Origin of the sequence: Streptomyces neyagawaensis, assembly GCF_023516595.1 — a bacterium.
Lineage (GTDB): Bacteria > Actinomycetota > Actinomycetes > Streptomycetales > Streptomycetaceae > Streptomyces > Streptomyces neyagawaensis.
Window position 1 is genome coordinate 1 of the sequence record NZ_JAMGBG010000149.1, and the last position, 14,523, is coordinate 14,523.

13 protein-coding genes, 2 tRNA genes and 2 pseudogenes are annotated in these 14,523 nt (G+C 71.6%); 5 read left to right on the forward strand and 12 right to left on the reverse strand.

Going from position 1 to position 14,523, the window contains the following annotated elements; genetic code table 11:
- Both M8J73_RS38690 and M8J73_RS38695 read left to right on the forward strand, forming a co-directional pair.
- Nucleotides 1-403: sensor histidine kinase (locus M8J73_RS38690; RefSeq protein ID WP_372504090.1), on the forward strand; the 403-nt coding region annotated here is incomplete at its 5' end.
- Nucleotides 388-1,041 carry a response regulator gene (locus tag M8J73_RS38695; RefSeq protein ID WP_055538849.1) on the forward strand — a complete coding sequence of 218 codons (654 nt, stop codon included), beginning with the start codon at nt 388-390 and terminating at the stop codon, nt 1,039-1,041. The genes M8J73_RS38690 and M8J73_RS38695, both read left to right, overlap by 16 nt.
- Before the next feature lie 120 nt (nt 1,042-1,161).
- Here the strand turns inward: M8J73_RS38695 and M8J73_RS38700 are convergent.
- The 8 genes and pseudogenes from M8J73_RS38700 to M8J73_RS45925 form a co-directional block, all read right to left on the reverse strand.
- Nucleotides 1,162-1,238, reverse strand: a tRNA-Lys gene (locus M8J73_RS38700).
- Nucleotides 1,239-1,352: 114 nt separating this feature from the next.
- A pseudogene (locus M8J73_RS38705) lies at nt 1,353-2,112 on the reverse strand (IclR family transcriptional regulator).
- A gap of 214 nt (nt 2,113-2,326) precedes the next feature.
- Nucleotides 2,327-3,103, reverse strand: coding sequence for an ectoine/hydroxyectoine ABC transporter ATP-binding protein EhuA (gene ehuA / locus M8J73_RS38710; protein ID WP_055538263.1), 777 nt, complete (start codon nt 3,101-3,103; stop codon nt 2,327-2,329).
- A gap of 10 nt (nt 3,104-3,113) precedes the next feature.
- Nucleotides 3,114-3,764: an ectoine/hydroxyectoine ABC transporter permease subunit EhuD gene (gene ehuD / locus M8J73_RS38715; protein ID WP_055519034.1), complete on the reverse strand. Its 651-nt coding sequence runs from the start codon at nt 3,762-3,764 to the stop codon at nt 3,114-3,116.
- Nucleotides 3,764-4,477 carry an ectoine/hydroxyectoine ABC transporter permease subunit EhuC gene (gene ehuC, locus M8J73_RS38720; protein ID WP_055538262.1) on the reverse strand — a complete coding sequence of 238 codons (714 nt, stop codon included), beginning with the start codon at nt 4,475-4,477 and terminating at the stop codon, nt 3,764-3,766. Before ehuC ends, ehuD begins: the two co-directional genes overlap by 1 nt.
- Nucleotides 4,474-5,397, reverse strand: a complete 924-nt coding sequence (gene ehuB / locus M8J73_RS38725; protein WP_055538261.1) for an ectoine/hydroxyectoine ABC transporter substrate-binding protein EhuB — start codon at nt 5,395-5,397, stop codon at nt 4,474-4,476. The genes ehuC and ehuB overlap by 4 nt, the downstream gene beginning before the upstream one ends.
- A 190-nt stretch (nt 5,398-5,587) precedes the next feature.
- Nucleotides 5,588-6,319: a maleate cis-trans isomerase family protein gene (locus M8J73_RS38730; protein ID WP_055538260.1), complete on the reverse strand. Its 732-nt coding sequence runs from the start codon at nt 6,317-6,319 to the stop codon at nt 5,588-5,590.
- A pseudogene (locus M8J73_RS45925) lies at nt 6,316-6,499 on the reverse strand (maleate cis-trans isomerase family protein); the annotation flags it as partial. The pseudogene M8J73_RS45925 and the gene M8J73_RS38730, both read right to left, overlap by 4 nt.
- 225 nt (nt 6,500-6,724) lie before the next feature.
- On the opposite strand from M8J73_RS45925, the gene M8J73_RS38740 reads away from it, so the two are divergent.
- Nucleotides 6,725-7,681, forward strand: coding sequence for a D-2-hydroxyacid dehydrogenase (locus M8J73_RS38740; RefSeq protein WP_055538259.1), 957 nt, complete (start codon nt 6,725-6,727; stop codon nt 7,679-7,681).
- 307 nt (nt 7,682-7,988) lie between these two features.
- Entirely contained in the window at nt 7,989-9,098 is a 1,110-nt protein-coding gene (locus M8J73_RS38745; protein WP_249829682.1) for an LLM class flavin-dependent oxidoreductase, read from the forward strand.
- A gap of 47 nt (nt 9,099-9,145) precedes the next feature.
- On the opposite strand, the gene M8J73_RS38750 is transcribed toward M8J73_RS38745, so the two are convergent.
- Nucleotides 9,146-11,038: a putative bifunctional diguanylate cyclase/phosphodiesterase gene (locus M8J73_RS38750; RefSeq protein WP_079055258.1), complete on the reverse strand. Its 1,893-nt coding sequence runs from the start codon at nt 11,036-11,038 to the stop codon at nt 9,146-9,148.
- Nucleotides 11,039-11,413: 375 nt separating this feature from the next.
- Here M8J73_RS38750 and M8J73_RS38755 point away from each other — a divergent pair, with 375 nt between their 5' ends.
- Nucleotides 11,414-12,874, forward strand: a complete 1,461-nt coding sequence (locus tag M8J73_RS38755) for a M6 family metalloprotease domain-containing protein (RefSeq protein WP_249829683.1) — start codon at nt 11,414-11,416, stop codon at nt 12,872-12,874.
- 82 nt (nt 12,875-12,956) lie between these two features.
- Here M8J73_RS38755 and M8J73_RS38760 read toward each other — a convergent pair.
- The 3 genes from M8J73_RS38760 to M8J73_RS38770 all read right to left on the reverse strand — a co-directional run bounded on the left by M8J73_RS38760 (nt 12,957) and on the right by M8J73_RS38770 (nt 14,293).
- Nucleotides 12,957-13,030, reverse strand: a tRNA-Lys gene (locus tag M8J73_RS38760).
- Nucleotides 13,021-13,788, reverse strand: a complete 768-nt coding sequence (locus M8J73_RS38765) for a hypothetical protein (RefSeq protein ID WP_063799318.1) — start codon at nt 13,786-13,788, stop codon at nt 13,021-13,023. Before M8J73_RS38765 ends, M8J73_RS38760 begins: the two co-directional genes overlap by 10 nt.
- A 142-nt stretch (nt 13,789-13,930) precedes the next feature.
- On the reverse strand, nt 13,931-14,293 hold the full coding sequence (locus tag M8J73_RS38770; RefSeq protein WP_055515894.1) for a DUF8844 domain-containing protein: 363 nt from the start codon (nt 14,291-14,293) through the stop codon (nt 13,931-13,933).
- Nucleotides 14,294-14,523 lie beyond the last annotated feature (230 nt).

Consider the following 14,523-nt stretch of genomic DNA (forward strand, 5'->3'; position numbering starts at 1 on the left):
GTTGATCCACGGCATCCATCCCCAGGTCCTCGCCGACTACGGCCTGCCCGACGCCCTCGCCGACGCGGCCGACCGGTCCGCCGTGCCCGTCACGGTCGACGCCGACCTGCCCCGGTTCGCCGAGTCGGTGGAGTCCGCCGCGTACTTCGCGGTCCGGGAGGCGCTCGCCAACGTCGGCAGGCACAGCGGCGCCGGACACGCCTGGGTCACCGGCCGGTACGCGGGCGGGCGGCTGTGCGTGGAGGTGCGGGACGACGGGCACGGCGGCGCCGACCCGGCCGGCGGCACCGGCCTCACGGGGCTCGTCGACCGGCTCGCCGTCCTCGATGGGACACTGACCGTCCACAGCCCGGCCGGCGGTCCGACCGTCCTGTCCCTGGAGATCCCGTGCCCCACGCGCTGAAGATCGTGCTCGCGGAGGACAGCGTCCTGCTCCGTGAGGGGCTCGTCGGGGTGCTGGCCCGCTTCGGCCACGAGGTCGTCGCGGCGGTCGGTGACGCGGAGTCCCTCAAGCGGGCGGTGGTGTCGCACGGCCCCGATCTCGTCGTCACCGATGTCCGGATGCCGCCCGGGCAGAGCGACGAGGGGCTGCGGGCCGCCCTCGACCTGCGCGCGGCGAACCCGTCCCTGCCCGTCCTCGTCCTCAGTCAGTACGTGCAGCGCGCCTACGCCGCCGACCTGCTGGACACGGGGGACGGCACCGGCGTCGGCTATCTCCTGAAGGACCGCATCGGGCAGGTCGAGCAGTTCGCGGAGGCGGTCGACCGGGTCGCGGCCGGCGGCACGGTCGTCGATCCCGAGGTCGTACGCCTGCTGCTGCGTCGGCGGAGTGATCCGCTGGCCGCGCTGACCCCGCGCGAGCGGGAGGTCCTCGCCCTGGTCGCGGAGGGGAAGTCCAACGCCGCCGTCGCCCGCGATCTGGTCGTCACGGAGGCCGCCGTCGGCAAGCACATCGGCAACATCCTCGCCAAGCTGGCTCTCCCCCCGGCCGAGGACACCCACCGCCGGGTGCTGGCCGTCCTGGCTTACCTCCGGGGCTGAGTCCCGCACGGCGGTAGGGGGTGTGGGTGGCGAAGCCCCCACCGCGCGCGGCGAAGCCGCACAAGAACAACGATGGCGAGGCATGTTCGCGCTTTCTGCGAACGTGCCTCGCCATCGTCATGGTGCGCCGCCAGGGACTCGAACCCCGGACCCGCTGATTAAGAGTCAGCTGCTCTAACCAACTGAGCTAGCGGCGCAGACTCTGTCGCTTTTCGCTTTCGCGGCCGGCGACAGAGAAAATACTACCTGGTCCTCAGGGGTGCCTTCGACCACGTAAACGTGACGTGGATCTCCAGCAGCGCGGGCGACCGCTAGATCGCCAGCGACAGCAGGACCGGTGCCGCCCCCCGGTTCAGGGTGTGCGCCGCCTGGCGGAGCCGGTGCGCGTGTTCCAGGGGCAGCGATAGGGCCAGGCAGCCGACGGAGGAGCCCGCCGTGATGGGGACGGCCGCGCAGACCGTGCCCGGCGCGTACTCCTGGAGGTCGAGGACCGGGACCGTCGGCGACTGGGCGTCGAGTTTGCTCAGCAGCACCCTCTCGTTGGTGATCGTGCGGGAGGTGAGCCTGGCCGGCCGGTGCCGGGACAGGTGGTCCCGCCGGGCGTTGAGGTCGAGCTGGCCCAGCAGGCTCTTGCCTATGGCGGTGGCGTGGGCCGCGGAACGGAAGTCGACCCACTGGTGCACGGCGGGTGTGCCCCGGCCCCTCGGCGCAGCCGGTGACCTTGATCTCCCCGTCCTCGTAGCGGCTGATGTAGACGGCGGCGCCCACCGAGTCGCGCAGTCGGTCCAGGGTGCGCTGGAGCTGCTCGCTCAGGGCCTGGTCATGGCCCTGGGCGGAGCCCAGCCTGGCGAGTGCGACTCCGGTGACATAGGCGCCGTCGGCGGTCTGCTCCACGTATCCCTCACGGCGCAGCATCAGCAGGAGCGCGGTCAACCGCTCGCTGCCCACGCCGGTCCGGCGGGCGATCTCGGCGTCGGTGACGCCACCTGCGTGCCGCGCCACTGTCTCCAGGACGCGCAGCGCGTCCTGGGCCGAGTGGTTCGGCGCGGTCGGCTCGTGCTTGAGCGCCACGGTTTCCCCCTGCGCTTCTCGGGCCGTTTTTCGGACAGCTTGCCGTGTCCCACGATACGGCCCAAGGGGCTTACGCGCAGGGGTTGTTCGGCAGAAAATCCGGGCGTCTCCACGCCTCTCAACTGGTGGATCAGCACTCTGGCATATGCCGGAGTCATGGCCCGGCGGCCCCACCTCGGACGTTCCGCCGTGTTCGACCGCTCACGGCACGTAATCAGAGGACCGCGCCGAGGAACTCCCGCGTGCGTTCGTGCTCGGGTTCGCCGAAGATCTTCTCGGGGCTGCCCGACTCGATGACCTGGCCGGAATCGAACATCAGAACCTGATCCGAGATGTCACGGGCGAAGTTCATCTCATGGGTCACACAGAGCATCGTGATGTCGGTGGTGCGGGCGATGTCCCGGAGGAGATCGAGGACACCCGCGACCAGTTCGGGGTCGAGCGCGGACGTCACCTCGTCGAGGAGCAGCACCTGCGGGCGCATCGCCAGGGCGCGCGCGATGGCCACCCGCTGCTGTTGCCCGCCGGAGAGCTGCGTCGGGTAGGAGTCGCACTTGTCGGCGAGCCCGACCATGTCCAGCAGCTCCCGGGCGCGCGCCTCGGCCTCGTCCCTGGACAGGCCGAGGACGGTGACCGGCGCCTCGGTGATGTTGCGCAGCACCTTCATGTTCGGGAACAGGTTGAACTGCTGGAACACCATCCCGATGTTCTTGCGGACCTCGCGGCACTGCTTGTCGCTCGCCGGGAACAGCCGCTGCCCGCCGACGGTGATCGTGCCCTCGTCGGGCTTGGTCAGGGTCATCAGCAGCCGCAGGATCGTCGTCTTGCCGGAGCCGGACGGGCCGATCAGCGTCACGTGCTTGCCGGCGTCGACGGAGAAGTCGAGCCGGTCCAGCACCGTATTGCTGCCGAATCGTTTGGTCACGTTCTCGAAGCGGATCAGCTCGGCGTGGTCCGCGGCACGGTCGGCGCGGGAGCCGGCTTCCTTCAACAGCGGGGTGTCAGCGGACAAGACGACGCTCCAGGGTTCGCAGGAGGACGGAGGCGAGATAGGAGATGACGATGAAGGCCACTCCGATGACGGTCAGGGGCTCGGTGAAGCGGAAGGTCTCCTGGGCGTAGAGCCGTGCCTCGCCGAGCATCTCCGGGACGGTGATCACCATGAGGATCGGGGTGTCCTTGAGCATCGAGATCACGTAGTTGCCCAGCGCGGGCACCACCCGGCGGACCGCCTGCGGCAGGATCACCACCGTCCAGGTGCGCCGCAGCGGCAGGTTCAGCGCCGTGGCCGCCTCCCACTGGCCTGCGGGGACCGCCTCGATACCGGCGCGGTAGACCTGCATCGTGTACGTCGAGTAGTGCAGACCGATCGCGAAGACACCCGTGGTCAGCGCCGAGAACGTCAGGCCCCACTCGGGCAGCACGTAGAAGAGGAAGAACAGCTGCACCAGCAGCGGGGTGTTCCGGACGAACTCCGTGAAGACCCCGACCGGCCAGCTCACCCAGCGGGTCGGCGTCCGCACCAGCAGCGCCCACACCAGCCCGAGCGCGAATGACACCACCGAGCCCAGCGCCAGCGCCTGGAGGGTGACGATCAGGCCGTCCCGGAAGTGCGGGAGGAAGTCGACGACCGCGTTCCAGTCCCAGTTCATCACGCACCACCTCCGGCGCCCGCCGTCTCGGGTACGCGCGCCCGCGCCCCGCCCGCCTTCGCCGGGGCCCTGCCGACCCCGGCCTTGAGCCGCCGCTCCAGGGCCCGCATGGCCCGGGTGAGCAGGAAGGCGATCACGAAGTAGATGAGCAGGATGTACGTGTAGATCTCCACGCTCTCCTGGAGCGCCAGCCGCACCAGGCTGCCGCTGAAGGCGAGGTCGCCCATGCCCATGATCGACACCAGTGCCGTGCCCTTGAGCAGTTCGACCAGGAGGTTGGCGAAGGGCGGGATCATCTCCGGGACCGCCTGGGGCAGCAGGATCAGCCGCATCCGCTGCCACGGGGAGAAGCTCAGCGCGATGCCGCCCTCGCGCTGCGCCGGGTCCACGGAGTTCAGGGCGCCGCGCACGATCTCGGCGCCGTACGCCCCGTAGGTCAGCCCGAGGGCGAGGACGGCCGCCCACATCGGCACGAGCTGCCAGCCGAAGGCCAGCGGCAGCACGAAGTACACCCAGAAGATCATGATCAGCGCGGAGGTACCGCGGAACACCTCGGTGTAGACGCCCGCGAGGAAGCGGACGATCCACCGGCGGTTGACACGCGCGATCCCCACGGCGAAGGAGACGGCCGTGGCCAGCAGACCGCCGAACACCAGCAGTTGGACGGTGACCCAGACACCGCGCAGGACGAGTTCCCACAGGCCCGACGTCATGCGCGACAGAGCTCCCGCATCGTGAGGTCGGTCATCTCGACCTTCGTGAACCCGAACGGCCTGAGGACCCTGAGCAGCTCGCCGCTCTCCTTCATCTTCCGCAGCTCGGCGTTGAAGGCGTCCCGCAGCCTCGTCTCGGTGCGCCGGAACGCGAAGCCCGCGCCGTCCACCCGCGGCTTGCCGTCGACCCGCGCGGCGAACGGCTCGGTGGCCTCCGTCCTGCGGGACTTCTTGACGACCTCACGGGTGGTCAGGGAGGTCCCCGCGAACACGTCGACACGGCCCGCCTCGACGGCGTTCATGCCCGCGACCTGGTCGGGGACGATCACGATGTCGCTCTCCGGGTAACCCGCCTCGACCGCGTGCTCGATCTGCGCGTACCCGGAGCCGGTGGCGAACCTGGCCTTGGCGCGGATCACGTCCGCGTAGTCGTTGAGGCCCTTGGGGTTGCCCTTGCGGACCACGAACGCGTCGAGCATCTGGTGGTCCGGCTCGGAGAAGATGACCTGCCCGCAGCGCTCGGGGTTGATGTACATCCCGGCGGACACCACGTCGAACTGCTGGGAGTTCAGGCCGGGTATCAGCGAGCCGAACTCGGTGGGCACGGGCTGGACGCGTTCCACGCCGAGCCGCCGGAAGATGATCCTGGCCACTTCCGGTCCCTCGCCGGTCAGTTCGCCGTTCGTGTCGATGTAGCCGAACGGGATCTCCCCGGCGATACCGAGCCGCGCCACGCCCTGCGCACGCAGTCGGTCCAGCAGGTCACCCCCCTTCACACCGGAGGCGGAGGCGACCCGGCTGCACCCGGCGGCGCCCAGCGCGCCCGCGGTCGCGAGCGCGGACGCGCCGACGAGCAGCGCCCGGCGGCTGGGGTCACGTGGGGTGCCGGTTCTTCCGGAACTCTTCGTTGCTGGAGCCATGGGCGCGCGGCTACCCGACCCCATGCGATGTATTCGGGCCATCCGTGGCCCCTTCACGACCCCCGCACACACCGTGGCGCGGGCCCGGCCGCCCTCGACCACGGGACGCGGCGGCCGCCCGCGCCCCCGAACCGGCGGGGCGCGGGACCTGCCCCGGACGGCACCGGCACCCCCGGCTCGTTCCGCCGGCTCACGCCTGCACGATCGGTTCCCTGGTGAACAGGGCGCCCAGCTCCGGGGCGTTCACCCTGCGGTCGGCCAGCCGCAGGGCCTCCCAGACGCTGACCTGGGTGGCGGTGAGAACTGGCTTGCCCAGCTCCTTCTCCAGAGCGGGGATGTGGGAGGCGGTGCGCAGGGCAGTGTCGGGCAGCAGCAGCGCCTCGGCGTCGGGACGGTCCGCGTCCCGGGCGAGGGCGAGGATGTCGTCGACGGTCCAGGCGCCCACCTCCGCCGCCGTGGCGGCGCCGGCCCCGCGCGCGGAGACGACCTCCAGCCCGCCCGCCGTCAGGAAGTCGACGAAGAGGCGGGTCACGTCGTCCGGGTACGTCGAGGCGACGGCCACCCGGGCGGCCTTCACCTCCCGCGCCGCGTGGAGGAACGCGAAGGCCGTGGAGGAAGCGGGCAGGCCCGCCGTACGGGCCAGGGCGCGGATCTGTTCGTGGGCGCCCTCGTAGCCGAGGACGAAGCTGCCGCCCGCGCACGCCCAGACGACCGCCTCGGCGCCGGACAGCCGCAGGGCCTCGCAGCCCGCGGCCAGCCGCTCGGGCGCGCCCATCTCCCGCAGCGCGTCCACCCGGTGCGGGTCCTCACCGACGTCGATCCGCGCGAGGTCGACGCGGACGTCGCTGCCCAGGAGCTGCTCTATACGTGGATAGTCGTCCTCGGCGGAGTGGCCCGGGTGGAGGAGTCCGAGAGCGGTCATGCCCAACCTTCCTGTTCTTCCGGCGACGCCGGCGGTGGCGGAACGGCCCCGCACCGGACACCTGCCTGGCCGACTCGTGCCGACTCGTCGAGCAGAGCCTGGTACGGACCCACCGCCCGGGTACCCAGGTGACGCACCGCCGCTCCTCATCGTCACCTGGTTGGCCGAGAGAACGCGGACCCACGCCCCGCGGAGGCCACCGGCCTCACGCAGAGAGAGGCCAAGGCGACGGAACGTGTGCAAGTCCGTGTTGACGGCGGGTGGTTCGGGTGCGAGCGTGGTCCATCAGTGCATGTCACACGCATCGCACGGGGTCGATCGAGTCGCATCCCGCCACGATCCGGGCTCGGTCCGGGCTCGATCCTGGCTCGGTCCAGGCCACACTACGGACGGTTTCCCACCGATATGACCGCGACGCACAGACCGACGCTTCTCGTCCTCGACGCCGAACCGCGCCCCCGGCTCGGGCGCCTCACCGGACGGGCGACGATCGAGTACACCGACGCGTCGACGCTGCCCGAGCGGCTGCCGCACGCCGATGTGCTGCTCGTGTGGGACTTCACCTCCCGCGCGGTACGGGACGCCTGGCCCGGCGACGGCCCCCGCCCCCGCTGGGTGCACACGGCGAGCGCCGGCGTCGACCACCTCCTGTGCCCCGAACTCGTGGCCTCCGACACGGTGGTGACGAACGCCCGCGGCATCTTCGACGAGCCCATCGCCGAGTACGTCGCCGCGCTCGTCCTGAGCATGGCGAAGGACCTGCCGCGCAGCTGGGAGCTCCAGGGGCGCCGGGAGTGGCGGCACCGCGAGACGCTGCGCGTCGCGGGAAGCCGCGCCTGCGTGGTGGGGTCGGGGCCGATCGGGCGGGCGATCGTACGGTCGCTGAAGGCGATCGGTGTGCACAGCGCCCTGGTCGGCCGGGTGGCGCGCGTCGGCGTCCACGGCCCCGAGGACCTCGACCGGCTGCTCGCCCGCGCCGACTGGGTGATCGCGGCGGCCCCGCTGACGGAGGAGACCCGCGGCATGTTCGACGCCCGCCGCTTCGGCGTCATGCAGCCCTCCGCGCGTTTCGTGAACGTGGGCCGCGGCCAGCTCGTCGTCGAGGACGCGCTCGTGGACGCCCTGCGCCGACGCTGGATCGCGGGGGCGGCCCTGGACGTCTTCGACCGGGAGCCGCTGGCGGGGGACGACCCGCTGTGGGACGTACCGGGCCTGATCGTGTCGCCCCACATGAGCGGCGACACGGTGGGCTGGCGCGACGCCCTGTCCGAGCAGTTCGTGGAGTCGTACGACCTGTGGGAGGCGGGCCGGAGGCTGCCGCATGTGGTGGACAAGCGGAGGGGGTATGTGCCGGGCGCCTAGGAGCTCGGGGGCGCTGTTTGTTCGGCGGCTGCGGGTGGTGTGTGGTTTCTCGCGCAGTTCCCCGCGCCCCTGGAGGGACGGGCCTGCGGCCCGCCCTCCCCATGAAAAGCACGGGGCGCAGCCCCGGTCGCTTTTCAGGGGCGCGGGGAACTGCGCGAACAACCCCCACTCACCCGCACCCGCCAACGCACCCCACCCCCCGAGCTCTCCCGCGCACACTCCGTACCCCACCCGGAATAACCGGAGACACCCTCCTGTTAACCCTCGGCGTACCCCAGAACCGCCGTGAACAGCAGGAGGCCCCGCCGTGACCGCAGACGAGATCCGAGGCAAGACACACGGCACCGCCCCGGTCCCGCTCTCCGTCCTCGACCTCGTCACCGTCGGCGCCGGCCGCACCGCCACCGACGCCCTGCGCACGAGCGTCGCCCTCGCCCGCCAGGCGGAGGACCGCGGCTATCACCGCTACTGGGTCGCGGAACACCACTCCATGCCGGGCGTGGCCTCCTCCTCCCCGGCCGTGATCCTCGCCCACCTCGCGGCCCACACCACCCGCGTCCGCCTCGGCTCCGGCGGCGTGATGCTCCCGAACCACGCCCCGCTGGTCATCGCGGAGCAGTTCGGCACGCTGGAGGCCATGGCCCCCGGCCGTGTCGACCTCGGCCTCGGCCGCGCCCCGGGCACGGACGGTGCCACGGCCGCCGCCCTGCGCCGCTCGGCCCGGCTCCACGAGGGTGCCGACGACTTCCCCGAGCAGCTCGCGGAGCTGATCCGGTTCCTGGACGACGACTTCCCCGACGGCCACCCCTACCGTCGTATCCACGCGGTACCGGGCCCGATCCAGGGCACGTCGCCCGGCGGTGTGCAGTCCCCGCACCGCCCCCCGATCTGGCTGCTGGGCTCCTCCGGTTTCAGCGCCCGCCTGGCCGGCGAACTCGGCCTGCCGTTCGCCTTCGCGCACCACTTCTCCGCGCGGAACACGATCCCGGCCCTCGACCTGTACCGCGAGACGTTCCGCCCCTCCGCGGTCCTCGACGCCCCGTACGCGCTGATCGGTGTCTCGGCCCTCGCCGCCGACGAGGAGAAGGAGGCCCGCCGCCAGGTCAGGGCCGCCGCCCTGAACATGGTCCGCCTGCGCACCGGCCGCCCCGGCCTCGTCCCGACCCCGGAGGAGGCGGAGACGTACCGGTTCAGCGCGGTCGAACAGGACTTCATCGACTCCTGGAACGCCGATGTCATCCACGGCACCGTCGACGAGGTCCGCACCCGTCTCGACGACCTCCACAAGCGCACCGGCGCCGACGAGCTGATGCTCACCACCCACGCCCACAGCCCCGACCTGCGCCTGCGCTCCTACGAACTGATCGCGGACGCCTACGACCTGCCGCGCGTCCCCCGCACCGACGGCGATCGGTGAGCGGTCTCGGACCTGGGGCCCGTGCCGAGGGCACTCGGTAGGCGGCCTCAGGTCTGGGGGCAGGCCGCGGCGCCCAGCAGCTCGCCGATCCGTTCGGGCGACACCGCGCGGGAGTAGAGCCATCCCTGCCCGGTGTCGCAGCCGAGTCTGCGCAGCCGGGAGGCCTGGGCGTCGGTCTCCACACCCTCCGCGGTGACGGTCAGCCCGAGCCGGTGGGCGAGCTGGACGAGGGCCTCGACGATGATCTCGTCGGCGGGGTTGGGCACCCCGTCGTCCCCGGCCCCGCCCTCCTGCGGCGTCTCGTACTGGAAGCCCCGGACGAACGCCCCGTCCAGCTTCAGCACCGACACCGGCAGCCGGCTCAGGTACGCGAGGTTGGAGTAGCCCGTGCCGAAGTCGTCGATGGCGATACGGACCCCCATGTCGCTGAGGGCCTTGAGTGCCTGCAACGGGCGGCCGGCGGAGCCCATCAGTGCGGACTCAGTGAGTTCCAGCTGGAGCAGATGCGGGGCGAGGCCCGTCTCGGAGAGGATCTCGGCGACATCGGCGACGAGGTCGGAGTCCCAGACCTGGCGCACGGCGACGTTGACGCTGACGAAGATCGGCGCCCGGCCGGCGTGGTCGAGCTGCCAGCGGCGGGCCTGCCGGCAGGCGGTCGCGAGGATCCAGCGGCCGAGCTGGACGATCGAACCGTCCTCCTCCGCCAGTGAGATGAACCGATTCGGCGTCAACAGGCCGAACTGCGGATGGTGCCAGCGCACCAACGCCTCCACCCCGCGCACCTCGCCCTGCGCCATCCCGACCAGCGGCTGGTACTCCAGGACGAACTCGCCCCGCCCGATGGCCGCCCGCAGCGTGGACGACAGTGCCTGACGGGTCATCCGGTGGGCGTTGCGCTCCGGATCGAACAGCGTCCAGCGGGACTTGCCGTCGGCCTTCGCCCAGTACAGCGTCGTGTCGGCGGCCTGCATCAGCCCGGTGGCCGTGGTGCTCGCCGACTGCCGTTCCACGACGCCGATCGACGCCGACACGGACAGCCGCTGCCCGGCGAGGTCGAAGGGCGCCTGGAGGGTCCTGAGCACGGACTCGGCCAGGTCGGCGAGTTGTTCGGTGCCGGTGGAGTCCTCGACGAGGACGGCGAACTCGTCGCCGCCGAGCCGGGCCACCAGCGGGGCCGTGGCCGGCGCGCCCGCCGAACGGCCGTAGGCCGCCGCCTCCGCGCACCGGGTGAGCCGCTCGGCGACGGCCGAGAGCAGCCGGTCGCCGACCCGGTGGCCGAGGGTGTCGTTGACCGCCTTGAACCCGTCGAGGTCCAGATAGACCAGGCCGATCCGGCCGGTGCCGGCCTCCTCGTAGGCGTCGCGCTCCAGGGCGGCGGCCAGCCGTTCGAAGAACAGGGTGCGGTTGGGCAGCCGGGTCACCGGGTCGTGCAGCTGCAAGTGCTGGAGTCTGGCCTGAAGTTGACGGTTGGCGCTGATGTCGGTCACCGAGAGGAGGACCGCGCCCTCCTCCTCGGGCAGCGGCGCCACGCACACCTGGACCCACAGGGAGGTCCCGTCGGGACGTTTGAGTCGGCGTGTACAGCGCAGCCGGGCCTGCCTGCCGCGCAACACCTCGCGATACGCGTGCCAGGTGCGGGTGTCCGCGGAGAGGTCGACCAACTCGGCCGCGACGCGCCCCGCGAGCGGCCCGGCCACCCCGTTCCCCAGCAGTGTCTCCATCGCCGCGTTCGCGGTGACGACCCGCCCTTCACGGTCGACGACGGCCATGGCCAGCGGCGCCGCGGAGAAGGCGGAGGGAGTGCTCTCGACCACCGCGCGGGCCGATGTGTCCGCCGTGCCCGGCGCCGCTGACACATCTGATGCCTCGACGTGACGCTCTGTAGTCGCTGATCGGACGAGGTCTGACGCGGGCGCCGGCCCTTGGGACGTTCCGCTCACCGTTCGCTCCCGCAGTGCACTCGTTTTTCGTACGGATCTCGATTGTGTCGTCGGAGCGGCCGAACTAAGTACGAAGGGCGCTCTGGCCGCGTCCGTGCAGGAAAGTGTGCCGATCATAGAGGTTGCCCTCAGGGCCTTCTAGCCACTCTCCAGTCTCCCTGAACAACGACCAGATCTGACAGATCGTTTCTGCCCCGAGCTGAACGGCTTCCCGGAACCGTCGACCACTTGTGACGTTCCGTGAGTGCGCGGGGTGTCGTCCCGAGGGGACTGTACGACCGTCCCTCACCCGTCTGGTGCACACAAACAGGGCAAAGTACTACTAATTCGGAAAATCTGGATGCGGCGTCCCAAGACTCGCGTTCGGAGGTATCCGTGCAGCGTCCGCACCCCTGGAGGGGGCCTCTCCGGCAGGGACTCCTCGACGGCCATGTGCCCACGTTGCGCAGTACGGCGGCCATGCTGACCTCGCTGACCGCCCTCGCCGCGACCTCCCTGATCGCGGCCCCGTCGGTCGCCGTCCCCCTGTCCGAGGCGTGCGCCCTGCGCAGGACCGAGGCGCATCACTCGGAGGGTCTCGACACCTGGAACGCCGCCTACCCGCGCCCCACCCGCGACCTCGACGCCGTACTGGTGTTCCTCTCCTTCCCGGACTCCACCCCCGTCACCTCCCCGGAACAGCTGACCGCCGATCACTTTCCGGACACCAGCCTGTTCTTCGAACGTGCCTCCTACGGCAAGTTCGCCTTCCGTCCGCATCCGCACCGCCAATGGCTGCAGATGCCGCGCCGCTCCACGTCGTACGCCATACGGCGGGACTGGAACGCGCCGCACCGGGCCGCCTATCTGAAGGACGCCCTCGCGACCGCCGACCCGCACATCGACTTCTCCCGCTACGACATCGTGTACTTCATCGCCGACCCGCACGCGCCCGGCGTCGACTCGGACGCGACGAAGGTGGTGAACCTGGAGTCGCCCCTGAAGGTCGACGGGACGGGGCTGCGCCGCGTCGTCACCGTGTTCGAGAAGCATCCGCCGGACCGTCTCGTCCTCGCCCATGAGACCGGTCATGTCTTCGACCTGCCCGATCTCTACCACCGGCCCGTCGACGGCAAGGGCGACTGGGACACCCATGTCGGCGACTGGGATCTCATGGGCAGCCAGTTCGCTCTCGCGCCCGACTTCTTCGCCTGGCACAAGTGGAAGCTGGGCTGGCTCGAACAGCACCAGGTCGCGTGCGTGAGCGGTGCGGGTGTCACCCGTCTGACGCTGGAGGCGGTGGGAGCGGGACCGGCGCGGAGGGCGGAGGGCACGGTGCAGGCCGGGAGCGCGGGAGGGCGGGAGGTCTCCGGAGGCGGCGCTTCGGGGCGCGGGTCGGGCGCCGGTGACGCGACGTCCGGCGACGGCGGGGCCACCGGCGACGGCGGGGCCAATGGGCGCGGCGGGGGCTCCGGGGACATCCTGTCGGCGGGGGCGCAGGCAGCGTTCGGGGCCGGCCGGGGTACGAAGCTGGCGGTCGTCCCCACGGGTCCGGACAGCGCCCTCGGCATCGAGGTGCGGGGAGCGGTCGGCAACGACTCCTCCGTCTGCGCGGAGGGTGTGCTCATCTACCGGGTCCGCAGCAGCGCCGAGTCCGGCAGCGGCCCCATCCAGGTGCTCGACGCCCATCCGCTCACCGGGGCGTGCTGGGACGACTCGGTCTACCCGCCCCTCGCGGACGCGCCGATGCGGGTGGGGGAGAGCTTCACGGTGCCCGGGGAGGGAGTGCGCGTCGAGGTGGAGGGCCGTACGCCGTCCGGGGAGTGGACGGTGAAGATCACGACAACGGGTTGGTAGGGGGCCAGCGGGAGGGGGAGGGCGGGGTCGCGCGGACAACGAAGGAAGCCCCTCGCTTTCGCGAGGGGCTTCCTTCGTGTCGTGCGCCGCCAGGGACTCGAACCCCGGACCCGCTGATTAAGAGTCAGCTGCTCTAACCAACTGAGCTAGCGGCGCCTGCTGACGTCGTAGACCTTAGCACCCTGGTCGGCGGGAGGAAAAATCGATATCCGCACGGTCGCGGAGGCCCTCGCACGGGCCGCCCGCACGGCCGCCCAGAGCAGCACCTCGGGCCCCGGAAGCCATGGCCGCGGCGTATCGGGAGCGACGACCCAACGGGACCCGGGCCGGGCGACAGGGAGGGTACGGGCGTCGCCCGCGCGGTTGCCGCCGACAGTGGAGCAGCCATCGGTGTGGCGCCCGGAGCGATCACCGGCGGGGCCGCTCGCGCGGCCGTCGATGCCGCGGTGGTGGCCGCCGGCGTCGGCCCGGCTGCTGCGGGGCTCCGGGGTGTGGAGGGCCGGGACGGTGACCGTGTCGCCGGTGCCGTGGCAGAGGAGGGGCGGGACGGCGCCCGTGCGGCCGGGTGAGCCCCACTCCTCCCACTCCAGCAGGGTCGGCAGGCGGTGCGCGGTGCCGGGGGAGGCGAAGAGCAGCATCCGCCCGCGATGCACGGCCACCGGGCCGGATCCCGGTCCCTCGGCCCACAGCCGGTCGAGCATCCGCCGCCCGAAGAGGGCCGGGGCGCTGACCACGTCGAACACCGTCCCGCACGGCAGCACCAGGGGTGCGACCGGCCGCTCCTCCCGCCGGGCGGCCATGGTGCGCCGCGGATACGTTCCTGCCGAGGCCAGCCATGCGGCCCCCTCCGCCGTCACCCCCGTGACGTCGGCCCGGTCCTGTGGATACCTGCCCGCATCGGTTCCAGCACTCATGTCTCCATGTCTACCGGCCGTCACGACCTGATTCCCCAGGGTTGCGGGAAAGTGGTACGGGAGCGGGGCAAGTGGGGTATCTTGCCCGCCCGGCATATGCCAGAAGGTGTTTCGCTGTCGGTCGAGGGTGGGATCCGGCAGCTCAGAGGGTGTCCGGGCCGCTCACGTCGCGCCCCCGCAACAGATCCCGCCCGAAGTCGACCATCTTCTTCGCGTAGTCCTCGGTCCACTCCGCCCGTTCCGCGATGTCCGCCGCGGTCAGCCGGTCGAACCGCCGGGGATCGGCCAGCTGGGCCGCCGCGATCGCCTGGAACTCCACGGCGCGGTCCGCCGCCGCCCGGAACGCCTGCGCCAGCTCCGTCGACCGCGACAGCAGCGCCCGCGGATCGTCGATCGACTCGAGATCGAAGAAGTGCTCGGGGTCGCCGGCCGCCTCCGCCGGCTCGAAGAGCAGGGGCGCGGGGCGTAGCCGCGGTTCGTGCCGACGCGGCGTGGGCTCCGCCATGTCTTCTCCTCCTCGTACGACGGTGCACGGGGCCTGTCCCCGGGGTGTCCCCCGGAAGGGCCACCGTCCATTGTCACGTGACCGCGCAAGTAGGCATAGAAACGAGCCGCCCCCGCCCACGCGCCCCCACTCCCACCGCACGCCCACAACTGCCCCGCCACGCGACGTTCCCCCAGCTCCGCCGCCACCGCGTGCTTCGCTTCCCAGCCGTCCGGGGCTGTTTCCTTCGG